The organism is Streptomyces sp. SYSU D01066-1, assembly GCF_054956795.1.
In genome coordinates this window covers 1-24,493 of the sequence record NZ_JBUDHV010000053.1, presented here as the reverse complement: position 1 = coordinate 24,493, position 24,493 = coordinate 1, and the positions used below count along the sequence as shown (strand labels likewise).

The 24,493-nt window shown below is 72.0% G+C and carries 20 protein-coding genes; 8 read left to right on the top strand and 12 right to left on the bottom strand.

The window, feature by feature from the left end:
- Positions 1 to 10: 10 nt before the first annotated feature.
- Positions 11 to 223, top strand: a complete 213-nt coding sequence (locus ACY1JF_RS30510) for a hypothetical protein (protein WP_462708510.1) — start codon at positions 11 to 13, stop codon at positions 221 to 223.
- Between the two features lie 516 nt (positions 224 to 739).
- On the opposite strand, the gene ACY1JF_RS30505 is transcribed toward ACY1JF_RS30510, so the two are convergent.
- On the bottom strand, positions 740 to 2,131 hold the full coding sequence (locus tag ACY1JF_RS30505; protein ID WP_462708509.1) for a CoA transferase: 1,392 nt from the start codon (positions 2,129 to 2,131) through the stop codon (positions 740 to 742).
- 22 nt (positions 2,132 to 2,153) lie between these two features.
- Positions 2,154 to 2,813, bottom strand: coding sequence for a maleylpyruvate isomerase family mycothiol-dependent enzyme (locus ACY1JF_RS30500; protein WP_462708508.1), 660 nt, complete (start codon positions 2,811 to 2,813; stop codon positions 2,154 to 2,156).
- A gap of 296 nt (positions 2,814 to 3,109) precedes the next feature.
- Here ACY1JF_RS30500 and ACY1JF_RS30495 point away from each other — a divergent pair, with 296 nt between their 5' ends.
- Together ACY1JF_RS30495 and ACY1JF_RS30490 are read left to right on the top strand one after the other, a co-directional pair.
- Positions 3,110 to 3,961, top strand: a complete 852-nt coding sequence (locus tag ACY1JF_RS30495) for a carbohydrate ABC transporter permease (RefSeq protein WP_462708523.1) — start codon at positions 3,110 to 3,112, stop codon at positions 3,959 to 3,961.
- A gap of 93 nt (positions 3,962 to 4,054) precedes the next feature.
- The gene (locus ACY1JF_RS30490) at positions 4,055 to 4,747 is read left to right on the top strand and encodes a helix-turn-helix domain-containing protein (protein ID WP_462708507.1); all 693 of its coding nucleotides are present in this window, start codon (positions 4,055 to 4,057) and stop codon (positions 4,745 to 4,747) included.
- Positions 4,748 to 4,767: 20 nt separating this feature from the next.
- Here the strand turns inward: ACY1JF_RS30490 and ACY1JF_RS30485 are convergent, their stop codons facing one another.
- Positions 4,768 to 5,793, bottom strand: coding sequence for an ATP-dependent 6-phosphofructokinase (locus ACY1JF_RS30485; protein WP_462708506.1), 1,026 nt, complete (start codon positions 5,791 to 5,793; stop codon positions 4,768 to 4,770).
- 235 nt (positions 5,794 to 6,028) lie between these two features.
- Here ACY1JF_RS30485 and pta point away from each other — a divergent pair, with 235 nt between their 5' ends.
- From pta to pyk, 3 genes are all read left to right on the top strand, one after another.
- Positions 6,029 to 8,167, top strand: coding sequence for a phosphate acetyltransferase (pta, locus tag ACY1JF_RS30480; protein ID WP_462708505.1), 2,139 nt, complete (start codon positions 6,029 to 6,031; stop codon positions 8,165 to 8,167).
- Positions 8,164 to 9,378 (top strand): acetate kinase, encoded by a 1,215-nt coding sequence (locus ACY1JF_RS30475; RefSeq protein WP_462708504.1) that lies wholly within the window; start codon positions 8,164 to 8,166, stop codon positions 9,376 to 9,378. Before pta ends, ACY1JF_RS30475 begins: the two co-directional genes overlap by 4 nt.
- Before the next feature lie 114 nt (positions 9,379 to 9,492).
- A complete protein-coding gene (gene pyk, locus ACY1JF_RS30470) occupies positions 9,493 to 10,923 on the top strand; it encodes a pyruvate kinase (protein WP_462708503.1) in 1,431 nt (476 codons plus the stop codon).
- A 104-nt stretch (positions 10,924 to 11,027) separates the two neighbouring features.
- Here pyk and ACY1JF_RS30465 read toward each other — a convergent pair whose 3' ends face one another.
- The 4 genes from ACY1JF_RS30465 to ACY1JF_RS30450 form a co-directional block, all read right to left on the bottom strand.
- Positions 11,028 to 12,467, bottom strand: a complete 1,440-nt coding sequence (locus tag ACY1JF_RS30465) for a hypothetical protein (protein ID WP_462708502.1) — start codon at positions 12,465 to 12,467, stop codon at positions 11,028 to 11,030.
- Positions 12,457 to 12,981 carry a DUF6114 domain-containing protein gene (locus tag ACY1JF_RS30460; RefSeq protein WP_462708501.1) on the bottom strand — a complete coding sequence of 175 codons (525 nt, stop codon included), beginning with the start codon at positions 12,979 to 12,981 and terminating at the stop codon, positions 12,457 to 12,459. Before ACY1JF_RS30460 ends, ACY1JF_RS30465 begins: the two co-directional genes overlap by 11 nt.
- Before the next feature lie 91 nt (positions 12,982 to 13,072).
- Entirely contained in the window at positions 13,073 to 13,699 is a 627-nt protein-coding gene (locus ACY1JF_RS30455) for a DUF6230 family protein (protein WP_462708500.1), read from the bottom strand.
- 651 nt (positions 13,700 to 14,350) lie between these two features.
- Positions 14,351 to 15,325 carry a tetratricopeptide repeat protein gene (locus ACY1JF_RS30450; protein WP_462708499.1) on the bottom strand — a complete coding sequence of 325 codons (975 nt, stop codon included), beginning with the start codon at positions 15,323 to 15,325 and terminating at the stop codon, positions 14,351 to 14,353.
- 235 nt (positions 15,326 to 15,560) lie between these two features.
- Here ACY1JF_RS30450 and ACY1JF_RS30445 point away from each other — a divergent pair, with 235 nt between their 5' ends.
- Positions 15,561 to 16,184 carry a TetR/AcrR family transcriptional regulator gene (locus tag ACY1JF_RS30445; RefSeq protein WP_462708498.1) on the top strand — a complete coding sequence of 208 codons (624 nt, stop codon included), beginning with the start codon at positions 15,561 to 15,563 and terminating at the stop codon, positions 16,182 to 16,184.
- Positions 16,185 to 16,320: 136 nt separating this feature from the next.
- Here ACY1JF_RS30445 and ACY1JF_RS30440 read toward each other — a convergent pair whose 3' ends face one another.
- The 3 genes from ACY1JF_RS30440 to ACY1JF_RS30430 all read right to left on the bottom strand — a co-directional run bounded on the left by ACY1JF_RS30440 (position 16,321) and on the right by ACY1JF_RS30430 (position 19,004).
- Positions 16,321 to 18,021 (bottom strand): acyl-CoA mutase large subunit family protein, encoded by a 1,701-nt coding sequence (locus ACY1JF_RS30440; protein ID WP_462708497.1) that lies wholly within the window; start codon positions 18,019 to 18,021, stop codon positions 16,321 to 16,323.
- A gap of 80 nt (positions 18,022 to 18,101) precedes the next feature.
- Complete coding sequence (locus ACY1JF_RS30435; protein WP_462708496.1) at positions 18,102 to 18,440, bottom strand: DUF3817 domain-containing protein; 339 nt, start codon at positions 18,438 to 18,440, stop codon at positions 18,102 to 18,104.
- A gap of 54 nt (positions 18,441 to 18,494) precedes the next feature.
- The gene (locus ACY1JF_RS30430; RefSeq protein ID WP_462708495.1) at positions 18,495 to 19,004 is read right to left on the bottom strand and encodes a MarR family winged helix-turn-helix transcriptional regulator; all 510 of its coding nucleotides are present in this window, start codon (positions 19,002 to 19,004) and stop codon (positions 18,495 to 18,497) included.
- 249 nt (positions 19,005 to 19,253) lie between these two features.
- Here ACY1JF_RS30430 and ACY1JF_RS30425 point away from each other — a divergent pair, with 249 nt between their 5' ends.
- The gene (locus ACY1JF_RS30425; RefSeq protein WP_462708494.1) at positions 19,254 to 20,243 is read left to right on the top strand and encodes a glycoside hydrolase family 6 protein; all 990 of its coding nucleotides are present in this window, start codon (positions 19,254 to 19,256) and stop codon (positions 20,241 to 20,243) included.
- Between the two features lie 15 nt (positions 20,244 to 20,258).
- Here ACY1JF_RS30425 and glxA read toward each other — a convergent pair whose 3' ends face one another.
- Both glxA and ACY1JF_RS30415 read right to left on the bottom strand, forming a co-directional pair.
- Entirely contained in the window at positions 20,259 to 22,214 is a 1,956-nt protein-coding gene (gene glxA / locus ACY1JF_RS30420; protein WP_462708493.1) for a radical copper oxidase GlxA, read from the bottom strand.
- Between the two features lie 3 nt (positions 22,215 to 22,217).
- Positions 22,218 to 24,056, bottom strand: a complete 1,839-nt coding sequence (locus ACY1JF_RS30415) for a glycosyltransferase family 2 protein (protein WP_462708492.1) — start codon at positions 24,054 to 24,056, stop codon at positions 22,218 to 22,220.
- Positions 24,057 to 24,493: the final 437 nt, after the last annotated feature.

Here is a 24,493-nt window from a genome sequence, read left to right as displayed (position 1 = left end):
GCGTCACTCCTTGCCCGTCACTGTCGCGCTCACCGCGACCGCGGCCCTGCTGCTGACGGCATGCGGCGCCGGGGAGGACAAGCCCAGCGGCAATGACAGGGTCGCGGGCACCGGCCAGTCCTCGCGGGAAACGGCGGAGCCGGCAGGGGCGGAGAAGGACAAGCCGGAGGAGAAGAACGAGATGACGACGATGGGCGATGGTTCGAATTTCATTAATTATTAGCACCGCGACGGTGCCTGCCATGGCGGGTGGCCAGGGTGCGTCCCGCTCCGTGGTGCAGGGGATCGAGCAGTGAGACCCTGGTGCTCTCTGTGAGCTCGACGGTCAAAGAGGCGCCTTGCCGGTGCAGGTCGCACGGGACGCCGTCTCGGGTTCACTTCCCCGGTGGCCGTCGGAGTCGTGTACCCACCGCCGGATGACGTGAGCAGATGGGGAGCAAACGTCAGGAGGGCGCTCAGATGAGCGAGGGGAGGACGATGGGGCAGGAAGTGTTCGCGTTTTCCGTGCGGGTTGTGTCCGGAGGCGGCTGCCGGGCTGCCTCGGAATCGTCGGGGAGCCCCGTGGGCCGGTCGGCCGGGTGGCCGCCGGCCCACGCCATGCGCGGTGGACGTGCGGCAAGCGGTCGTCGGTGGTGAGGACGAGGCGAGTCGCCCCCGGTCTGCGGTTCCGGCGCCTTGATCGGCTGCACCACCCGGCGGGACGCCACCCCCACCACCTGCTGGGACCGCCGGATTCCCGTCACGCACCGCCCCAGACCGGCGCGTCCGCCCCCCACACCCCCGCCGGACGTGCCCAGTTCACCGGAGCCCCCTCGTACGACACCGGCGGCAGCGCGTGCCGCAGGCGGCCCATGGGGCTGTCGGTCTCGGTCAGGCGGCGCTCGGCGTCGAAGCCGTCGTCCTCGCCCGGAGCGGGGGCCGCCAGGCCGTGGACCAGCCAGTGCGCGGTCTGCGTCAGGGCGAGGCGGACCAGGCGGGTGCCGCCCGTGCGGTGCTGCTCGGTGAGGGCGCGCAGCACCCCGGCCGCCAGCAGGTAGCCGGTGCCGTGGTCGAGCGCCTGGGCGGGCAGCGCGCCGGGCGCCTCCGGTGAGCCCTCCAGTTCGGCGATGCCGGTGGCCGCCTGGACCAGGCTGTCGAAGCCGCGGCGCTCGTGCCACGGGCCGTCGTGCCCCCATGCGGAGAGTCGGGCGATCACGAGACCCGGCCGGCGCCCCGCGAGCGCCTCGGGTGACAGTCCGAACCGGTCCAGCGCGCCCGGACGGTACCCGGTGACCACCACGTCGGCCTCGTCCAGCAGTGCCTCGAAGATCCGGCGGCCGGTGGCGTCCGCCAGGTCCAAGGCGGCCGACCGCTTCCCCATGCCCGTGTCGTTGTGGGCCTCCTGGCTCTCCGGCAGTCGCGGGGTGTCGATCCGCAGCACGTCCGCGCCGAGCAGCGCCAGCGTCCGCGTGGCGACCGGCCCGGCGAGCACGCGGGTCAGGTCCAGGACGCGCAGCCCCGCGCACGGCAGCGCGGCGTCGACGAGCGCCCGGCGCGGGGCGTCGTCGAGGCACGCGGTCGTCAGCAGCGGTCGCCGCGCGACCAGGGCGCCCTGCTCGGTCCTGGCCCACTCCCCCGGGCCGCGTACCGCGACGGCCAGGCCGCCCGCCGCGTACACGGTTTCCTCCACCTCCAGCGCGGTACGCCCCTCGACCGTCCGCGCCACCTCGTCCACCGCCTCCTCGCCCGCGTCCCCCGGCACCCCGAGGGCGGCGAGCAGACGGGCCCGGTGGTGCGGGTAGTTGGCGTGCGTACGGACCCACCCGTCGGCCGTCCGCCAGAACCGGGACAGCGGCGCGAACGCCTGCCACGCCCGCCCGTCGACCCGCATCAGGCGTTCGCTGAGGAACGCCGCCGCGACCGCCTCGCCGTCCACCCGTACCCGGGGCACGGGCCGTCCCGTGCGCAGGGACGTCAGCTCGGCGGCGGCCAGCGAACAGACCGCGACGGTGGACCGCGCCAGCTCCATGACGGGCAACCGCGCCGGCAGTCCTCCGGACGGGCCGCCGTAGGACACCCGGTCGAGCAGGGCGGGATCGGCACCCAGTGCCGCCCAGGCCTGTGACGCACCCGAGGCGATGGGGGAGTTCATCCCCCCACTATGGCACTGAGTGTCATCCGCAGCGACCCCGGAGCAGTTCCACCCCGTCGCCTCCGAGGTCGTCGCAGTACGCCGCGCGCCCGGTCATCGCCATCACCAGCGCCAGGGTGGGGCCGGTCACGAGAGGCCCGGACCCGGTGGTGAACGGACCGTCGTCCGCCACCAGTCCCAGGCCGCCGATCCGTCCCTTGGCGACGACCACCATGTCCGTCCCCGCGTAGTACTCGGCCACCTCCGTGACGACTCCGGCCGGAACGTCACGGCGGATGCCCAGCGGGCGCCGGATGTCCGCGCCGTGGACGACCGTCTCGCCCAGCATGGCGATGGCGGGCAGGGGCGGCTTGGTGGTGCTCGGGACGACGCGCCGGAAGCGGTCGAGGGTCTCGGCCGCCTCCGCGCCGAGCTGCTCCGCCAGGCGCACGGCCACCTGCTTGTCGAAGTCGAACCGGCAGCGGCTCACCCCCGCCAGCCAGCGCACGGTGGTGAGGCTCGCGCCCGCCGTCAGGTGCGCCAGGACCTCCCGTACGGAAAGCCCGGCGCAGAGCGACGGCGTTTCCCGCTGCTCGTCCGTCAGTTCCGCGAGATCCGCCGCCAGCGCGGCGCGCTCGGTGTGGATCGAGGGCCATATGCCGGTCGCGCGGTCGCGGTCCGCGGTCCGTGCCGGATCAGTCATGGTGCGCCGCACTCCTGTCAGAGATCGTCAGAGATCGTGGTCCGCGGTGCCCTTCGGTGGGGGCGCCCCCGGAGAAGACTCCCGCGCCGGAGCGAAGTCGTCGCCGGTGGGCGAATCCGGTCACGAGGCTGTACCTCCCCGCCCCCCGCACACGCATCGACCCGGCCTGACGGTTCCTCCTACGTTCACCGAGCAGCCGTCCCGGCCACAACGACGTAGGCCACCAGGAGGTCGTACCCGTGCGATCCACCCCTGCCCTGCTCCTCGCCGCCGCCCTCGACGAGATCCCCCGGGAGGTGACGGAGGCGGCGGAGGTCGACGGGGCGGGGGGCTGGCGCCGGCTGGCCGCCGACGCGGCGCTGCTGGTGGCCGCCGCCGCGTTCGCGCTGCCGCTGCTGTGGGTGGTGCTGTCGGCCCTGGACCCGCACGCGGGGCTGAGGGTGAAGGCCCCCGACGGTCTCACCCTCGGCCACTTCGACGCGATCCTCACCGACGAGATCACCTTCACCCCGCTGCTCAACAGCCTGGTCCTGTGCGGCGGCGGGACGGCGCTGACGGTGGCGTGCGCGGCGCTCGCCGCGTACCCGCTCTCCCGGTTCCGCTCCCGCCTCGACCGCTCCTTCCTCCTCACCGTCCTGTTCGCCACCTCCCTGCCCGTCACGGCGGTCATGGTGCCGGTGTACGCCCTGTTCGTCCGGGTGAACCTCATCGACACCACTCAGGGCACGGTCCTCTTCTTCGCCGCCTCCCAGCTCCCGTTCGCCATCTGGCTGACGAAGAACTTCATGGACGGGGTGCCGAAGGAGCTGGAGGAGGCGGCCTGGACCGACGGGGCGTCGGCGGCGCGGTCCCTGCTGCGGATCGTGCTGCCGCTGACGGGGCCGGGGGTGGCGGTGGTGACGGTGTTCTCGTTCGTCATGATGTGGGGGAACTTCTTCGTCCCCTTCATGTTCATGCTGCTGCTCACCCCGGACCGGCTGCCGGCCTCGGTCAGCGTCAACGACTTCTTCGGCAACCGGGGCATGGTGGCGTACGGGCAGCTCGCCGCGTTCTCGATCGTCTACTCGACGCCGGTGATCCTGCTCTACGTACTGGTCTCCCGGCGCCTGGGCGGCGGCTTCGCGCTGGGGGGCGCGGTCAAGGGGTGACGGGCGCCGGCGCGGACGGGCGGCACCGTAGTTTCCTACGATCCGTGTTCCTGGCCGAGCGGACCGTAGTCAAAGTACGTACGGCCCCCTACCTTGTGGCCCGTGCCCCGACCCGAAGCCCTCCCGGACCAGCCCGACCAGCCCGCCGCCCCCTTCGCCCCCCTGGCCGCCCACCGGTTCCGCACCGCCCTCGGCATGGGCCCCGAGCACGTCGCCCACGACCTGCGGGTGTCCTACGGACTGCCGTACGTCACCGCGGACCTCGTCCTCGCCTGGGAACAGGGGGAGGCCGACCCCTCCCGCTCGGAGATCACCGCTCTCGCGGGCACGTTATGGTGCTCGCCGGCCGACCTCCTCGCCCGCCCCCGCACCCTGCGCGAACACCGCCTCGCGCACGGCCTCGCTCCCGAGGACGTCGCCCGCGCGGTCGGCATGGACGCGCGCGCCTACCTCCGGCTGGAGGAGAAGGACGCCTGGCGCGGCACCGACCGCCAGTCGGCGGCGCTCACCGGCCTGTTCGGCCTGACGCCGCCCGAGTACGTCACCGTCACCGGGCAGGACGAGCGGCTCACCGAGCTGCTGCGCAAGGCCGTGACCACCCGCTGGCAGGGCTCCGCCCGGGGCATCGCCAAGCTGGTTCCCCTGGACCGGGCCCTGGTGGAGGACGTCCTGCGCGACCTGCACGCCGAGTACCGGGCCCGCCTGGCCACCCCCGCCGGCCTCGACCTGCGCGACCGGGTGCTGGAGTACTTCTGGACGGCGGTGGAGAAGGCGGGCGGTTCCTGAGCGGCCCGGTGCCGCAGGACCTAGAAGACCGACTCCGCCTCCACGATCCGGTCCTTCGGCACCGTCTTCAGCTCGGTCACCGCCTCGGCCAGCGGCACCATCACCACGTCGGTGCCGCGCAGCGCCGTCATCCGGCCGAAGTCGCCCCGGTGCGCCGCCTCCACGGCGTGCCAGCCGAAGCGGGTGGCGAGGACCCGGTCGTACGCGGTGGGCGTGCCGCCGCGCTGGACGTGACCGAGGATGACCGGCTTGGCCTCCTTGCCGAGCCGCCGCTCCAGCTCGTACGCCAGCGCCGTGCCGATGCCCTGGAAGCGCTCGTGGCCGAACTGGTCGATCTCGCCGTGCCCGTAGTTCATGGAGCCCTCGACGGGGTGGGCGCCCTCGGCGACGCAGATCACCGCGAACTTCTTGCCCCGGGCGAACCGCTCCTCGACCATCTTGACCAGGTCGGAGGGGTCGAAGGGCCGCTCGGGCAGGCAGATGCCGTGGGCTCCGGCCGCCATGCCGGACTCCAGCGCGATCCAGCCGGCGTGCCGGCCCATGACCTCGACGACCATCACCCGCTGGTGGGACTCGGCCGTCGTCTTCAGGCGGTCCATCGCCTCCGTCGCCACCCCCACGGCCGTGTCGAAGCCGAAGGTGCGGTCGGTGGAGGAGATGTCGTTGTCGATCGTCTTCGGCACGCCGACCACCGGCAGCCCGGCGTCCGACAGCATCCGGGCCGCGGTCAGCGTGCCCTCGCCGCCGATCGGGATCAGCGCGTCGATGCCGAAGTCACGGGCGATGTCGGCGGCGTTCTCGCAGGCCTCGCGGAGCCGGTCGCGCTCCAGCCGGGAGGAGCCGAGGATGGTGCCGCCGCGGGCGAGGATGCCGCTGACGGCGTTCAGGTCGAGGGCGCGGTAGCGGCCGTCCAGCAGGCCGGCGTAGCCGTCCTCGAAGCCGATGACCTCGTCGCCGTACTGCGCGACCGCTCGGTGCACGACCGACCGGATCACGGCGTTCAGTCCGGGGCAGTCGCCGCCTGCGGTGAGAACTCCGATTCGCATCGTGCTGTGTCTCCTGCTCCCTGTCGGCACCGGTGAGGCACTGTCGATTCTTCCACGTCCCGCGGAACACCGCCGACGCTACATTGACGGGCGCCTTATCTATCACGGGAGGTATTGTCAAGGGGGTTCCGCTCACCTTGGTGGGCGATTTTTGACGCCGCCCTTTTGACCAGGGGACGGCGGGGAACCGCGACGGAAACGACGAGAACCAGAACCGACGGAACGGAGAGCACGCGTGACGCGCAGCGTGTACGTGACCGGTATCGACCGCGGCGACGGCCGCCAGGTCGTCGAGCTGGGGGTCATGGAACTCCTGACCCGTCAGGTCGACCGGGTCGGCGTCTTCCGTCCCCTGGTCCACGACGGCCCCGACCGCCTCTTCGAGCTGCTGCGCGCCCGCTACCGGCTCTCCCAGGACCCGGCGACCGTCTACGGCATGGACTACCAGGAGGCGTCCGCCCTCCAGGCCGAGCAGGGCACCGGCGAACTGGTCTCCGCCCTGGTCGACCGCTTCCACCTGGTCGCCCGCGACTACGACGTGGTCCTCGTCCTCGGCACCGACTTCGCCGACACCCAGCTCCCCGACGAGCTGTCGCTCAACGCCCGGCTCGCCAACGAGTTCGGCGCGTCCGTGCTCCCGGTGGTGGGCGGCCGCAAGCAGACCGCGGACTCCGTCCTCGCCGAGACCCGCAACGCCTTCCGCGCCTACGACTCGCTCGGCTGCGACGTGCTGGCCATGGTCACCAACCGGGTGGCCCGCGAGGACCGGGACCTGATCGCCGAGCGGCTGGCGGGGCTGCTCCCGGTGCCCTGCTTCGTCGTCCCCGACGAGCCCGCGCTCTCCGCGCCCACCGTCTCCCAGATCGCCCACGCCCTCGGCGCCAGGGTGGTCCTCGGCGACGACTCGGGGCTGGCCCGGGACGCGCTGGACTTCGTCTTCGGCGGCGCCTCGCTGGCCAAGTTCCTCGGCGCCCTGACCCCCGGCTGCCTGGTCGTCACCCCCGGCGACCGCGCCGACCTGGTCATCGGCTCGCTGGCCGCGCACAGCGCCGGCACCCCGCCGATAGCCGGCGTGCTGCTCACCCTGGACGAGGTGCCCGGCGACGACGTCCTCACCCTCGCCGCCCGCCTCGCCCCAGGCACCCCCGTGCTGGCGGTGACCGGCAACAGCTTCCCCACCGCCGAGCGGCTCTTCTCCCTGGAGGGCAAGCTGGGGGCGGCCACCCCGCGCAAGGCGGAGACCGCCCTCGGCCTGTTCGAGCGGTACGTCGACACCGCCGCCCTGGACAAGCGGGTCTCCGCGCCGAGCAGCGACCGCGTCACGCCGATGATGTTCGAGCACAAGCTCCTGGAACAGGCCCGCTCGGACCTGCGCCGGGTCGTCCTGCCCGAGGGCACCGAGGCGCGCGTGCTGCACGCGGCGGAGGTGCTGCTGCGCCGGGGCGTGTGCGAGCTGACCCTGCTCGGCCCGGTCGAGCAGATCCGCAAGAAGGCCGCCGACCTCGGCATCGACCTCGGCGACTCCCAGCTGATCGACCCGGCCACCAGTGACCTGCGCGACCGCTTCGCCGAGCGCTACGCCGAACTGCGCGCCCACAAGGGCGTCACCGTGGAGCTGGCCTACGACGTCGTCTCCGACGTCAACTACTTCGGCACCCTGATGGTGCAGGAGGGGCTGGCCGACGGCATGGTGTCGGGGTCGGTGCACTCCACCGCCGCCACCATCCGCCCCGCCTTCGAGATCATCAAGACCAGGCCGGGGGGTCCCCCCTCCGGGGGAGCCTCCATCGTCTCCTCGGTCTTCTTCATGTGCCTGGCCGACAAGGTGCTGGTCTACGGCGACTGCGCGGTCAACCCCGACCCGAACGCCGAGCAGCTCGCCGACATCGCGATCCAGTCGGCGTCCACGGCGGCCCGGTTCGGCGTCGAGCCGCGGATCGCGATGCTGTCGTACTCGACCGGCACCTCCGGCTCCGGCGCCGACGTCGACAAGGTGCGCGAGGCCACGGAGATCGTCCGCGCCCGCCGGCCCGACCTGATGATCGAGGGCCCCATTCAGTACGACGCCGCCGTCGAACCGTCCGTCGCCGCGACCAAGCTCCCCGGCTCCGAGGTCGCCGGGCAGGCCACCGTGCTGATCTTCCCCGACCTCAACACCGGCAACAACACCTACAAGGCCGTGCAGCGCTCGGCCGGCGCGATCGCCGTCGGCCCGGTCCTGCAGGGTCTGCGCAAGCCGGTCAACGACCTGTCCCGCGGCGCGCTGGTGCAGGACATCGTCAACACCGTCGCCATCACGGCCATCCAGGCCCAGTCCCCCCAGGCCCAGTCCCCTCAGGCCCAGTCCCCGATCGAGAAGGCTGCCGAACAGTGAGCACCCCCACCCGCGTCCTCGTCCTCAACTCCGGCTCCTCCTCGCTGAAGTACCAGCTGCTGGACATGCGGGACAGCAGCCGGCTGGCGGTGGGGCTGGTCGAGCGGATCGGCGAGCGGACCTCCCGGCTGAAGCACACCCACGTCGCCGACGGCGGCACCCGTGAGCAGACCGGTCCGATCGCCGACCACGAGGCGGCCCTCAAGACGGTCGCCGAGGAGCTGTCCCGCGACGGTCTGGGCCTGGACTCCCCCGAGCTGGCCGCGATCGGGCACCGGGTGGTGCACGGCGGCATGTTCTTCACCGAGCCCACCCTCATCGACGACCAGGTGCTCACCGAGGTCGAGCGGCTGATCCCGGTGGCGCCGCTGCACAACCCGGCCAACCTGACCGGCATCCGCACGGCCCGGGCCCTGCGCCCCGACCTGCCCCAGGTCGCGGTCTTCGACACGGCGTTCCACACCACCATGCCGGAGTCGGCGGCACGCTACGCCATCGACCCGAAGATCGCCGACCGGCACCGCGTCCGCCGCTACGGCTTCCACGGCACCTCGCACGCGTACGTCTCCCGCGAGACCGCCCGGCTGCTGGGCAAGGACCCGGCGGACGTCAACGTGATCGTCCTCCACCTCGGCAACGGCGCCTCGGCCTCCGCGGTCGAGGGCGGCCGGTGCGTGGACACCTCCATGGGGCTGACGCCTTTGGAGGGACTGGTGATGGGTACCCGGTCGGGAGACCTGGACCCGGCGGTCATCTTCCATTTGGAGCGCGTCGGCGGAATGTCCACGGACGAGATCGACGCCCTCCTCAACAAGAGGAGCGGCCTGTTCGGTCTGTGCGGTGACAACGACATGCGGGAGATCCGGCGCCGCGTGGACGCCGGGGACGAAGAGGCGAAGCTCGCCTTCGACATCTACATTCACCGTCTGAAGAAGTACATCGGCGCCTATTACGCCGTTCTCGGGCGGGTGGACGCGGTCGCGTTCACGGCCGGGGTCGGCGAGAACGCGGCACCGGTGCGGGAAGCCGCTCTGGCGGGCCTGGAGGGACTGGGCCTGGCGGTCGACGCCGAGCTGAACGCCGTACGCGGCGACGGTCCCCGGCTGATCTCCCCCGAGGGCGCGCGGGTGAAGGTCGCCGTGGTGCCGACGGATGAAGAATTGGAGATCGCGACACAGACGTACGCACTGGTCGAAAAGAACAACGGATGACAGCCGAGGTCAGCCGACGCCTCTGGTGAATTCACGAGTGAGCAGGTCCGCGCCCATATGCAGCTTCCGCCAGGCGGAATATTCCGGAGCGAAACAAACCGATAGGATCGCCCCATGCGCCGTTCGAAAATCGTCTGTACCCTCGGCCCCGCGGTCGACTCCCACGAGCAGCTCGTCGCGCTGATCGAAGCCGGCATGAACGTGGCCCGCTTCAACTTCAGCCACGGCACCCACGCCGAGCACCAGGGCCGGTACGACCGGGTCCGGGCCGCCGCGAAGGAGACCGGCCGGGCCATCGGCGTGCTCGCCGACCTCCAGGGCCCGAAGATCCGCCTGGAGACCTTCGCCGAGGGCCCCGTCGAGCTGGTGCGCGGTGACGAGTTCACCATCACCACCGAGGACGTCCCGGGCGACAAGACGATCTGCGGCACGACCTACAAGGGCCTGCCCGGCGACGTCGCCAAGGGCGACCCGATCCTCATCAACGACGGCAACGTCGAGCTGAAGGTCACCGAGGTCGCGGGCCCCCGGGTGAAGACGATCGTCATCGAGGGCGGCGTCATCTCCGACCACAAGGGCATCAACCTGCCCGGCGCGGCCGTCAACGTCCCCGCGCTGTCCGAGAAGGACGTCGAGGACCTCCGCTTCGCGCTGCGCATGGGCTGCGACCTGGTCGCGCTCTCCTTCGTCCGGGACGCCAAGGACGTCCAGGACGTGCACCGCGTGATGGACGAGGAGGGCCGCCGCGTCCCCGTCGTCGCCAAGGTGGAGAAGCCGCAGGCGGTCGAGAACATGGAGGACGTCGTCGCGGCGTTCGACGCCGTCATGGTCGCCCGCGGCGACCTGGCCGTCGAGTACCCGCTCGAGAAGGTCCCCATGGTGCAGAAGCGCCTGATCGAGCTGTGCCGGCGCAACGCCAAGCCGGTGATCGTCGCGACCCAGATGATGGAGTCGATGATCACCAACTCCCGTCCGACCCGCGCCGAGGCGTCCGACGTCGCCAACGCCATCCTGGACGGCGCGGACGCGGTCATGCTCTCGGCGGAGTCGAGCGTGGGCGCGTACCCGATCGAGACCGTCAAGACGATGTCGAAGATCGTCCAGGCGGCCGAGCAGGAGCTGCTCTCCAAGGGCCTGCAGCCCCTCGTCCCGGGCAAGAAGCCGCGCACCCAGGGCGGTTCGGTGGCCCGTGCCGCCGCCGAGATCGCCGACTTCCTCGGCGGCAAGGGCCTGGTGGCGTTCACCCAGTCCGGCGACACCGCCCGCCGGCTGTCCCGCTACCGCGCGGTCCAGCCGATCATCGCGTACACCACCGACGAGTCCACCCGCAACCAGCTGGCGCTGAGCTGGGGCGTGGAGTCGCACGTCGTGCCGTTCGTCAACTCCACCGACGAGATGGTCGACCTGGTGGACCAGGAGATGGTCAAGCTCAACCGCTTCAACCCCGGTGACATCGTGGTGATCACCGCCGGTTCGCCCCCCGGCGTCCCCGGCACCACCAACATGGTCCGCGTCCACCACCTGGGCGAGGCCGTCCGCGGCTAGCTCTTCCTGAACGGCGCCGAGGGCGCCCCCTGTGGCGGGGGGCGCCCTCGGTGTTGTGCGGCTCCCGGACGGGTCCGTGGTGTCTGCGGTGTCCGTGGTGTCTTTCAGTCGGTCATGTACTGGTGCAGCCCCGGGACGGTCAGGGTCCCGCCGAACTGCCCCGCCTGCACCACCTTCACGTCGGTGAAGTAGATCAGCGGGATGTCCAGCGGCGGCGGGTGCTCCGGGTCGAAGGTGATGGGGATCAGCCCCAGCAGGTTGCCGGAGATGCTCTGCGTGTACATCACCGTGTCACCGTCGCGGATCGTGGACGTGGAGCCCTCGGCCGCCTGCACGTGGTGGGTTTTGCCGGTCGTGTCGTCGTGCACGATCTGGTGCAGGTCGCCGATGTCGGTGCCGTTGGAGACGACGTACTTCAGCACCTTCTTGGTGGTCCCGTCGGCCGTCCGCACCTGGACGACGCCCTTGTAGGAAGCGCCCTTCAGCGTGAGCGAGCTGGCCTCCAGTTCCCAGGGGCGGTCCGGCAGGGCGAGGGTGTTGTCGACACCGCCCTCGGCGTCGGTGGCGATCGGGCAGTCCACGGCCGGGTCGGTGGAGGCGCTCGCGCTCGCGGAGGGGGTGGGGCTGGTGGTCGTCGCGCCGGTGCCGGTGCCGGTGCCGGTGCCGCCGGCGGTGGGCGAGGCGGCGGCCTCGTCGACGGCTTCCCCGGCGTCCTGTACCGCCTCGGACGCCTCGTCCCCTGCGTCGGAGGCGGCGCCCCCGTCCCCGCCGTCGCCGGACGGGCTCGCGGAGGCCGAGGCCGAGGCCGAAGCGGACGCGGACGGGGTGGCCGAGGGGGTGGCCGACGGGGCGGCCGTGGCGCTCGCGGACTCCTCGGTGCTCTTGCCGCCGGTGAGGAGGCCCCCGATGGCGTCGCCTATGCCCTGGAGCAGCCCGCCGCCGCTCTGCGAGGCCGACGGGGACGGTGACGGTGACGACTCGGCGGACGGCTCGGTCCCGGTACCGGCCTCGGCCTCCGCCGTCTCGTCGTCGGAACCTGAATCCGACGACGAGGAGGAACCGGCCTTCTCCCCCGACCCCGTGCCGGTGCCGGTGTCCGCGCCCGCGCCCGTGCCGGTGCCGGCATCCGCGCCCGTGCCGGCATCCGTGCCCGCGTCCGTCGCGGACGGGCCCGGCTCCGATCCCCCGGCGGCCCCCTCGCCACCGCTCCCGCTCGCCGACGGCGACGCCGAGGCCGACGCCGAGGCACCGTCCTTGTCGCCCTTGCCGTCCCCGTCGCCCGTCAGCGCCTCCACACAGGCCTTGTACTCGTCGGCCGTCAGGCTCTTCGACGTGGACGTCTCGTTGCCGTCCGCCGCGGCGAGCGTCGGCGTGAACCCCATCCCCATGAGGACCGCCGTCGGCATGGCCGCCAGGGCTATCGCCTTGCCGGCCGGTACGTGGAACCTGGTGAACAACGGTTTCCTGGGTGCCGCGTGGCGCGGCCCGGTTCTCACGCGGGACGCCTCCGCGTCAGCCCCGCGAGTCACCTCGTCAGCCGGCACTGTGCCTCCCGTTCGCCCCGTTGGCCGGGCTCGTTCCTGACAGATGGTCCGGCTCCTGGGCCGCGCCCCCGGGAACATCGCCCCGCTCCCTGGTCAGCTGCGCCGGCTGCGGCCCGTCCGGTATGCCCGGCGCCCACGAGACGGCCATGGCCCCGCCGACGAGCGAGAGCACGAAGCCGACGACGAAGCCGCCGAAGTTGGACACGGGGATGGACACCAGGGCGAGCAGGATCGCCGCGACACCGGCGAAGGTCCGCACGTGCTTCTGGAACCAGAGGCTGACGCCGAGGACGACCAGCAGCACGCCGATGATCAGAGAGCCGGCACCGGCCGTGGTGGACATGGCCACCGTCAGATTGCCGAACTTCAGGTTCGCGTACGGGAAGTACATGATCGGGAAGCCACCGAGCAGGACGAGCAGACCGGCCCAGAACGGCCGGGTGCCCCGCCAGTCTCGGAACTGCTGCCTACGGCGGGTGAACTGGCCGGCGGCGACAGGAGTCTCGGCGCTCATGGAAAACAGCTCCCTGGTACAGCGTTGCCGTGGTGGTGATGTGGGGGTGAACGGGCGGGGGCGCGGCCGGCCCCCACCCGTCAGCGGAGGCTCAGTAGCACTCGATGCCCTCGCCGTCGCCCTTCTTGAGCGACATGTGCAGACCGCTGAGCGTGAAGGTGCCGGCGGTGGTGGCCCACGCCGTCTGCTCCACGCCGGTCAGGACCGCGGTCTCGGCCTGCTGGGAGAAGCCACCCGCACTGGCGTGGTCGCCCGCCTTGATGCCGGGCCCCTTGTCGATCTTCCCGGCCGCCACGCCGATGTCGATGTTCGTGAACACGGCGTCCGCGTCGAGGTCCGCGACGTCGATGTAGAGCTGTTCGGCGCTGACCTGCTTGTCCGGATCCTCGCCCGCGTCCAGCCGCAGGGTGACGGGGCCCAGCAGCGGGACGTCCGTCACCACCGACTGGCACAGGTCCTCGATCTCCGCGTGGTCGAACGCCGAGACGGCCACCGCGTGACGGCCGGTCGCCCCGTCGTCATAGGCTCCGTACTGCGAGAACCCCGTACCGGTGAGCTTGTCGGCACTCACCTTGAACTGCTGCCCCGACACACTGAACGAAGCGGCGAGCGCCCCCTGCGCCAGGGCGACGCCTATCGCGGCCGTCGCGGCGACGCTGGGCACCATGACCACGGCGAACCGCTTCCATCTGGTCCCACCACGCGCTTGGGACTCCATATTTCCTCCTTCTCGGACGTACATCTCCTGGCCGCGGCCAGCCCCCGGGCGGCGGCTCTGCCGGGCAGGGATGGGAGAAGTGCTACGTCCTCGGGAAGGAGAGCGCCCGCGGTCGACGGCGCGCACCACGCGCCCGAATCACCGGCGATCACCCCCGAGCGACAACCACTGGTCGCGCCTGACACGCATCACGCACAACCTTGCGGACAGGCTCCGCCGAAAAGGGCGAAGACCCCCCTGTCCAAGGACCGGCTCCACTGCCGCCGGTCCTGCTCGGTGGGGACCCAGGAAGCCCGTGACCCGATTGGCTGTCGGGGTACGGGAACGGACCGAGCGTGGCCGATCGTGGTGCATTCTCGCCGCCCGCACAAGGGGCGCCGTTACCGGCTAGTAACGGGGCGATAACCACGGGTCGCCGCACGGGTCCCGCCCGGCGACGCTGGGTGCTTCCGGACAACGGGACAAAACCGTGCTTCGCCGGACAGACTCCGGCGCCCCACCGTCGGTGACTTACTCGCAGTAACAGCGGTCGCGATTACCAAGTTTTGGCAAAGCGCGGCCGTCCTGCGGCTCCGCCGACGTTTTCCTTCACTCGGGCACCGCCCGGCCGGAAGATCGTCGGCCGGGCGGTCGGGAGGGGCGCGGGCGCGGTCAGAACAGGGCGCGGGCGAGCGCCCGGCGGGCCGCCGTCACCCGCGGGTCGTCGGCGCCGACCACCTCGAACAGCTCCAGCAGCCGTACCCGTACGGCGTCCCGTTCGTCGCCGAAGGTGCGCCGCACCGTGTCGATGAGGCGCCCGAAGGCGTCCTCCACGTGACCGCCGACCAGGTCGAGGTCGGCGGCGGCGATCTGCGCCTGTACGTCGGCGGGCTTGTCGGCGGCGTCCTTGCGCACCTGCTGCGGGTCCAGGTCCTGCACCCGCTGGAGCAGATGGGCCTGGGCGAGGCCGAGCTTGGCCTCGGTGTTGCCCGGGTCCTCGTTCAGTACGTTCTGGTACGCGCGGACCGCGCCGCCCAGGTCGCCCGCGTCCAGGGCCTGGACGGCGGCCTCCAGCGCGGCGTCGTGCGGTCCGGCCGGGGCGGCGGGGACCTGCCGGGCGGCGCCCGGGTCGGCCTCGGGGTCGACGACCAGGCCGGTCAGGCCGAAGCGCTGCTCGGCGACCTGCACCAGCTGGTCCAGGGTCTGGCGGACCTGGGCCTCGGCGGCGGCCCCCTGGAAGAGCGGCAGCGCCTGCCCCGCGACCACCGCGAAGACGGCCGGGACGCCCTGGATGCCGAACTGCTGCATCAGCATCTGGTTGGCGTCGACATCGATCTTGGCCAGCAGGAACCGGCCGTTGTACTCGACGGCGAGCCGCTCCAGGACCGGGCTCAGCTGCTTGCAGGGCTCGCACCACTCGGCCCAGAAGTCGATGACGACCGGGACCTCGGTGGACCGCTGCAGGACATCGCGCTCGAAGCTCGCCTCGTCGACGTCGATGACGAGATCGGCGGGCGAGACGGCACCCCCGCCGCCCTGCTGCGCGGCCTGGGCGCGCGCCTGCTCCGCCTTCGCCTTGGCCTCCTGGGCCGCCTTCACCGCGGCGAGGTCGACGACTCCGCTCATGGACATGTTCCGTGGCTGCATGCGCCTATCCTCCCCCGTACCGCGCGCGTCCGTGAAAAGCGGCCTGAAACACGCTCTGGAGTGTGCTGTTCGGCGCCAGGTCCCCACCTGGCGCCGGTGGTCGTCGCTCCGTACCGGGGTCGTCCCGGCTTTCGCTACGCGTCGTAGCGTAATGCCCGCCGCGCTCCCCGCGATACGGCCCCTCGGTGATCTCCCTCACGGTCGCCTCCGTCAAACCCGCGGATATGGTCGGAGGATGCCGAACCGCTCCCCCGCCGGCCGCTCCGGCCGCCCGCGCAGCGCGGCGGCCGACGCCGCGATCCTGGCCGCGACGCGGGCGGCGCTGGTCGAGCTGGGCTGGTCGAAACTGACCCTGGGCGACGTGGCGGCGCGGGCCGGGGTCGCCAAGACGACCCTCTACCGCCGCTGGTCGGGCAAGAACGAGCTGGTCGTCGACGCGGTCGCCGAGCTCTTCGACGAACTCCGCCTGCCCGACCGCGGCTGCCTGGCCGCCGACATCGAGGGCGTGGTCCTCCAGTTCGCGGCGATCCTGGACCGCCCGGAGGCGAGGAGCGGCCTGATGGCGGTCGTCGCCGAGTCCACCCGGGACGCCGCCCTGCGCGAACGCATCCGCCGCTCGATCGTGGCCCGTCAAAAGGGCCTGGTCCTGGAGGGCCGCGCCCGCGCCCAGGCCCGCGGCGAACTCCCGTCCCAGCCCGACCCCGACGAGGCCGCCCGCACCGTCGACCTGATCTTCGACGTGGTGGCGGGCGCGGTGGTGCACCGGACGCTGGTGAGCGCGGAGCCGGCGGACGAGGCGTGGGTACGGGGTTTCACCCGGGTCCTGCTGTCGGGCCTGACCGCCCGGCCGGCCGAGTAGACCGGGCGCGGGCCGAGTGGGCCGGGCGCGGGCCGAGTGGGCCGGGCACGGGCCGAGCAGGGCCGGGGCAAGGGGAGAAACCCTTGGCCGAGGGGAGGAGAGCCCTTGGCCGAGGGGAGGAGCCCTTGGCCGAGGGTCAGAACCCCGCCGGCTCCGTGTACACCCCCCACTCCTCCCGCAGCACCCCGCAGATCTCCCCGAGGGTCGCCTCCGCGCGCACCGCGGCCAGCATCGGCTCGATCATGTTGGCGCCGGAGCGGGCCGCGTCGAGCAGGGCGTCCAGGGCGGCGCGTACGGCGGTGCCGTCGCGGGCGGCCCTGCGCTCGCCCAGCACCCGCACCTGCTCCCGCTCCACCTCGTGGCTGACCCGCAGTATCTCCAGGTCGCCGGTGACGGAGCCGGTGTGGACGTTGACGCCGACGACCCTCTTGTCGCCCTTCTCCAGCGACCGCTGGTAGCGGAAGGCGGACTCGGCGATCTCGCCGGTGAACCAGCCGTCCTCGATGCCGCGCAGGATGCCGGAGGTCATCGGGCCGATGGGGTGCCGTCCGTCGGGGTGTGCCCGCAGCCCCCGTTCCCTGATCCGCTCGAAGATCTTCTCCGCGTCCGCCTCGATCCGGTCGGTGAGCTGTTCGACGTACCAGGAGCCGCCGAGCGGGTCGGCCACGTGGGCGACGCCGGTCTCCTCCATCAGGACCTGCTGGGTGCGCAGGGCGATCTCCGCCGCCTGTTCGGAGGGGAGGGCGAGGGTCTCGTCGAGGGCGTTGGTGTGCAGGGAGTTGGTGCCGCCGAGCACGGCCGCCAGGGCCTCCACCGCCGTGCGGACCACGTTGTTGTACGGCTGCTGGGCGGTGAGGGAGACACCGGCGGTCTGGGTGTGGAAGCGCAGCCACTGGGACTTCTCCGACCGCGCCCCGTACACGTCGCGCATCCAGCGGGCCCAGATGCGGCGGGCCGCGCGGAACTTCGCGATCTCCTCGAAGAAGTCGACGTGCGCGTCGAAGAAGAAGGACAGGCCGGGGGCGAAGGTATCGACGTCCAGGCCGCGGGAGAGGCCCAGCTCGACGTAGCCGAAGCCGTCGGCCAGCGTGTACGCCAGTTCCTGCGCGGCCGTCGCACCCGCCTCGCGGATGTGGTAGCCGGAGACGGAGAGCGGCTTGTAGGCGGGGATGCCGGCCGCGCAGTACTCCATCAGGTCGCCGATCAGGCGCAGGTGCGGCTCGGGCTGGAAGAGCCACTCCTTCTGGGCGATGTACTCCTTGAAGATGTCGGTCTGGAGCGTGCCGTTCAGCACGGACGGGTCGACGCCCTGGCGCTCGGCGGCGACCAGGTACATGCAGAAGACGGGGACGGCCGGGCCGCTGATCGTCATCGACGTCGTGACGTCGCCGAGCGGGATGCCGCGGAAGAGGACCTCCATGTCGGCGGCCGAGTCGACGGCCACCCCGCAGTGGCCGACCTCGCCGAGCGAGCGCGGGTCGTCGGAGTCGCGGCCCATCAGCGTCGGCATGTCGAAGGCGACCGAGAGGCCGCCGCCGCCGTTGCGCAGGATCATCCGGTAGCGCTCGTTGGTCTGCTCGGCGTTGCCGAACCCGGCGAACTGGCGGATCGTCCAGGTCCGGCCCCGGTAGCCGGTCGGGTACAGGCCGCGGGTGAAGGGGTACTCGCCCGGCCAGCCGATCCGCTCGAAGCCCTGGTAGGTGTCCCCGGGGCGGGGTCCGTACACCGGCTCCACCGGGTCGCCGGAGAGCGTGGTGAAGTCGGCGTCGCGCTTGCGCGCCGCGTCGTACCGGGCCTGCCAGCGTCGGCGGCCCTCCTCTATGGCGTCAGCGTCCATACCCTCGAATTTACTAGGACGTCCTAGTACCTGTCGACGGGAAACCGCCGTACGTGTGTACGGCGGTGGCGGCGGGCGCGCTACGCCTTGACGGCGGCGGGCGCGGGCTCGGTGAACCTCGCCTGCAGCTCCGGGGTGATCCTGCGTTCGACGAAGAACGCGGCCGTCGGAATGGTTCCGGCGAGCAGCACCCACAGCTGCTTCTTGACCGGCCACTTCGCCTTGGCGCCCAGGTCGAAGGCGAAGACGAGGTAGATGACGTAGAGCCAGCCGTGCGCGATGCTGACGACGCGGGTGAAGTCGTCGGCACCGTTCATGTCCAGCACGTACTTGCCGATCATGCCGAGGCACAGCAGGATCAGCAGGACACCGGTGACGTACGCCATGACCCGGTAGCGGGTCAGCACGCTCTTTTTCATGGGTACGAGCGTAACGAGACGTTCCGGGCGATCTTGCGGCGGGCCGCCCGCGGCTCAGTCCTCCGCGAAGTCGCCCGCGGCCACCCGCAGCGGGCGCAGCATCGCGAAGATCTCGCCGCACTCCTCGGCGTCGTAGACGCCCAGGCCGAAGTCCATGGCCATCAGGTCGCGGGTGGCGGACTCGACCACCTCGCGGCCCTTGTCGGTGATCGAGGCGAGGGTGCCGCGGCCGTCGTTGGGGTTCGGGCGCTTGGCGACGAACCCCGAGGTGACCAGCCGGTCGACGGTGTTCGTCACCGACGTGGGGTGCACCATGAGCCGCTCGCCGATCTTGGACATCGGCAGTTCGCCCGACTTGGAGAAGGTGAGCAGCACCAGCGCCTCGTAGCGCGCGAAGGTGAGGCCGTACGGCTTGACCACCGCGTCGACCTCCGCCAGCAGGATCTGCTGGGCCCGCATGATCGAGGTGATGGCGGCCATGGAGGGCACGTTGCCCCAGCGGCGCTTCCAGCTTTCGTCGGCGCGTGCGATGGGGTCGAAGGAGAGACTGAGGGGCTTCGGCACGGCATCAGACCTTACCGGCCGGTCACATGCCGGTCAGCTCCGTCCCGGCCCTCGGACCGCCCGGCACTGACCGCCCGGCGCCGGGCCGCCCGGCGCTGACCGCCCGGTGACCGGCGACCGCCGGCCGCCGGTCGCCGGTTCGCCGGTCGCACTCGGTCGCGGGCATGGCGATGCGGGCAGCGACGCGTCCGTTATGCAACTATGCGTGCCGGATCGTTGAGCTTTATCACCTCTGCTTCAGGGAGCAGCATGTTCCGGCTGATCCGCGCCCTCGCGGCCCTCACCGCCCTCGGGCTCGCGGCGGGCTGTTCCTCCGCGGCCGACGTCGACGAGGCGTCCGTGGCCGCGGTCCCCTCCGAGGAGGCGGGCGGCGACGGCTTCTGGGTCGACCCGGACAGCCCCGCCGCCCGGCAGGGCCGGCTGTGGCAGCGGCAGGGCCGCTCCCGGGACGCCGAACTCCTGCAGCGGATCGCCGGGCAGCCGGCCGCGCTCTGGCCGGCCGGCGAGATCGACCCGGCGCCGCTGGTGCGCAGGGCCACCCGGGCCGCGGCGAAGGCGGGGAAGACGGTCCTGCTGACCGCCTACAACATCCCGCACCGCGACTGCGGCCAGCACTCCGCCGGGGGCGCGGCGAACGCGGCGGCCTACCGGCGGTGGATCGGGAAGTTCGCCGCCGCCATCGGCGACGCCCAGGCCCTGGTGGTGCTGGAGCCCGACGCCGTCGCGCACATCGTGGACGGCTGCACCCCGCGCGAGCTGCACGCCGAGCGCGAGCGGCTGCTGGGCGAGGCGATCACCCGGCTGAAGGAGCAGCCGCGCACCAAGGTCTACCTCGACGCGGGCAACCCGTCCTGGATCAAGGACCCCTGGGCGCTGGTCGAACCGCTGAAGCGGGCCGGGATCGAGGGGGCCGACGGCTTCGCGCTCAACGTCTCCAACTTCCAGACGACCGACGCCACCACGGCGTACGGCAAGAAGCTGTCCCAGGGGCTGGGCGGCAAGCACTTCGTCATCGACACCAGCCGCAACGGGAACGGTCCGCTGCCCGGCGTCTGGTGCAACCCGCCCGGCCGGGCGCTGGGCACCCGGCCGACCACCGACACCGAGGACCCGGTCGTCGACGCGTACCTGTGGGTCAAGCGGCCCGGGGAGTCGGACGGCGCCTGCGCGGGCGGGCCGGACGCCGGACGGTGGTGGCCGGAGTACGCGCTGGGGCTGGCCCGTGAGGCCGGGGCGTGATCCGCCCGCCTCCGCTCACTCCACGTGGATCCACTTCGCCTTCGACGGGGTGCCCTCGCCGTCGGTGACGAAGAGCATGTACCAGCCGGGCGGGACCAGGGTGCGGTCCTCGGGGACGTCGAAGGTGACCGACTTGCCCTTCTTGGTCACGCCGAGTTCGATGGAGCGCTGTTCGACGTCGGTGGTGTGGGTCACCGCGCCCGGACGCATCAGGCGGGCCTCGGCGATCCGGTCGGGGTGGTCGGTGCGGTAGGTGACGCGGTGGCCGGCGTCGAGGGTCTGCGGGCCGTCCTTCAGGGCCGGGCGGGTGGCCGCGCCGCGGTGCAGGGCGGGCGGGGTGAAGACCTCCATGCGCTGCTCGAAGTGGCCGAGCTTGGTGTTCTGCTGGTCGTCGAAGAGCGGGTCGGAGCCGAAGGTGGCGACCCGGCCGTCGGGCAGCAGCAGCGCCTCGGAGTGGTAGTTGCGGCCCACGGCGGGCGCGGCGGCCTCCTTGAAGGCGTTGGTCCTCGGGTCGTAGAACTGCGCCTTGAGGATGTTGCTGGCGCTGCGGCCGCGGTAGTCATTCGAGCCGTTGGACGTGAAGACGGTGTCGTCCGGCATGATCACGCTGTTCAGGTAGCGGGTGCCCTGGGGCAGGTCGGGGCCGGGCCTGAAGGCCGGGTTCTCCTCCTTGAGGTCGACGACGGCCGTGCGCGGGGTGGACTTCCGCGACTCGCCGACCCCGCCGCCGCCCAGCACCATCACCTTCTGGTCCTGCGCGGGGGGCAGGAGCAGGGAGGCGGAGGTCTCGAGCTGGTCGGGGTCGGTGAGGCCGGGGACCTTCTGGAAGGTGTTGGTCTCCAGGTCCCACAGGCCGGGGACGCGCCCCTGGTCGGCGGGGCCGTAGCCGGCGTTGGAACCGGAGTAGAAGAGCTTGCCGCCCTTGGTGAGGAAGAGGGCGGGGTAGGTGGGGAAGTACCGCTTGGGGCCGGGTGACCACTTCTTGGTCCTCGGGTCGTAGATCTCGTTGTCGCCCGGGTCGATCATGCCGACGTCGTCCAGGCCGGAGGCGGCGAGGACGCGGCCGTCGTCCAGGCCGACCAGGGTCGGGTACCAGCGGGCCTTGTCCATCGGGTCGACGGGGACGTACTTCTCGGCGACCGGGTCGAACTCGTAGGCGGCGCGGATGCCCTGGAAGTCCTGCTTGTCGAGGGTGATCTTCTCGCTGAGGCCGTACGTGTTGTCGGCGTCCTTGCCCCTCAGGCCGACGATCTCGTACTGGGTCCGGGCGTCGGTGACCGACAGCGGGCCCTTCTCGGCGGCCTCGACGAAGACGCGGCGCTCGCCGGCGGTGACCTTCGTGCGGTACGGCTGGACGGCGCCGCGCTCGTCGCGGGTGATCTCGAACTCGCGCTTGGCCCTGGGGACGGTCACGTCGAACTTGGAGACGTACTCGACGCCGGCCGGCGAGCGGAAGCGGGTGCCCTTGGGGAGGTGGACGGCCTTGTCGGGGTTCTCGTTCTTCACGCGCATGCCGCCGCCGGCCCGCTCGACCTCGCCGTCGAGGAGTTCGTAGCGGGCGGTGCCGCCGGCCACCAGCAGGCGGCCGCCGGGGAGCTGGGCGTGGCCGGCGCAGAAGAAGTCCTCCGGGGTGGGGACCTTCTCGAAGGTGTTCTTCCGCGGGTCCCACAGGACGGTGTCGAAGGAGCCGGCGTCGAACTTCTTCTGCTCGTTGCCGGAGCCGGCGACGATCAGCACCTTGCCGGTGTGCAGGAGGGCGGCGTGGATGGCGTTGGTGCGGTACTCCTGCGGGATGTCGACCTGGTCCCAGGAGCCGTACTCCGCCTTGTAGGCCGGGCGGGAGATCTTGTACGCGTGGTACTTCTCGCCGGCGAAGCCGAGGGCGGCCGGGGCGTTGAGCGCGGCCAGGACGGCCAGGCCGCCCACGCCCAGGATGGTCTTCTTGGTCTTCCGCGAGGGCTGGTAGGCCATGGCCTAGTTACCTCCTGTCATGGTGCCGGAGACGGTGGACGTGATGCCGGTGGCGGCGAAGGCGGGGGCACCGGCCGCCTGGGTGGTGCCGGGCGGATGGGTGGGCACGGGCGGAGCCGCGGGGGTGGCGGAGGCGGCGGAGGCGGGGGCGGAGGCCGCCTTGCGCGCGCGTCGGTCCGTGGTGGCCCAGACGGCGAACGGGGCCAGGGAGATCGCCGTGGCGAGGAACGCCCAGGTGCGCATCGCCACGTGGGTGTGGTCGAGGACGACGGACACGATCAGGGCGGCGACCAGGACAAACGCCCAGGTGAGGTGGATGCGGAAGGTGAGGGGGCGGTCGGGGCTGGCGCCGTCGCCCTTGGGGGTGACGACGAAGCGGCTGGGGCGGCGCAGCAGCGCTTCGCCGAACGACTTGAGGTAGATCGGGGCGGAGAGGGCCGACATCGCCATGCCGGCCAGGCCGCCGGAGCCCTCGGGCTCGTGCGGGGAGACGTTGTGGCGGCGGTTCCAGAGGTAGAGGCCGACCTGGAGGGCGGCGGCGTCGCTGTAGAGCATCAGCCAGACGGAGGCGGCGACCTCGGTGCCGGAGGCGCCGAAGCAGAGGAAGAGGAGGCAGCTGAGGATGCCGAGGAACCAGTTGACGGCCGTCATCGGGTAGTAGACGAGCATCAGGGTGTACGAGAGCAGGCGGCCGGGGGGCATCCGGAAGAGGGCCTTGCCGTACTGCTTGATGAGGGTCTCGTAGGTGCCTCTGGACCAGCGCATCTGCTGGGTGAAGAAGTCGGTCCAGGAGGCCGGGCCCTCACCGACGGCGAGGACGTCGGGGGTGTAGACGGACTGCCAGTGGCGGCCGGTCAGCGGATTGCGGCGGCGGTGGATCTCGAAGCCGGTGGCCATGTCCTCGGTGATCGAGTCGTACAGGCCGCCCACCTGTTTCACGGCCGCGATGCGTACGACGTTGTTGGTGCCGACGAACATGGGGGCGCGGTAGCGGTTGCCGGCCCGCTGGATCAGGGCGTGGAAGAGGAACTGCTGGGACTCCGCGGCCTTGGTGACGGGGTTGTGGTAGTTGCCGTACACCTGGGGGCCGACGACGAAGGCGACGTCCGGATCACGGAAGTAGCCGAGCATCCGCTCCAGGAAGCCGGGGAGCGGGACGTGGTCGGTGTCGACGGAGGCGAAGAAGTCGTAGGCGTCGCCGTGCATGGCGATCCAGGCGTTGTAGTTGCCGTGCTTGGTGCGGGCCTTGTGGACGCCGGTCTCCTGGTTCCACTCGGGGACGCCGCTGCGGGTGAAGTGGCAAACACCCAGCTCCGCGCAGAGGGCCTTGGCGGCGGGGTCGTCGCCCTCGTCGAGGAGCCACACGTCGAGGACGCCGCGGGCGCCGGGGCGGGTGACGCGGGTGGCGCCTTCGAGGGTGGCGCGGACCATGGAGAGGGGTTCCTTGCCCGGGACGTACGTGGTGAGGAAGGCGACGCGGGCGCCGGGTTCGGGGGTGACGGGGACGGGGTCGCGGGCGACCAGCGTGGCGTGGGCGACGGAGGCGACGTTGACGACCATGAACAGCTCGATCAGGCCGATCGCTATGAGCATGGTGACGTCGAGGGTGGTCAGCCAGCGGTCGGCGCCCTCCCGCTCCACCCAGTGGGTGGGCCAGACGAGGTAGACCAGCAGGGCGCCGGTGAACAGCGGCGCGAGGGTCATGAGGAGGACGGCTCTTGTCCGGTGGGGCTCACGGGAGAGCAGCGAGGTGTACTGCACCCGGTAGGCGGTGCCGGACGGCTCCGTGAGCGGCCCGGCCAGCCGGCTGTGGGTGTCGTAGTCGTAGCCCTCCGGCCGCACGGCGCCCTCCAGTGGGTGGGGAGTGATCCAGCGATCTACCCATACGAAAGTGGAGATGCGGGGACGTGTCGAACTGGGGGCGTCCAGGCGGGTGGGAGCGGGGTGCGTGTGCCTGCGGCGCTTGGGCGGGGGGTGCCTGCGGCGCCTGTGCGGGTGCGGGGTGCCTGCGGCGTCTGTGGGGGGTGCGGGGTGCCTGCGGCGTCTGCGGGGGGTGCGGGGTGCCTGCGGCGTCTGTGGGGGGTGCGGTGCGTGTACGCCTGCGGCGCCTGCGCGGGATGCGGTGCGTGTACGCCTGCGGCGCCTGCGCGGATTCGGTGGGGGTGCGCGTAGCGCCCAGGGTGTGCTTCGGGGTCGGGGGGGGGGGGGGGGGGGGGGGGGGGGGGGGGGGGGGGGGGGGGGGGGGGGGGGGGGGGGGGGGGGGGGGGGGGGGGGGGCCG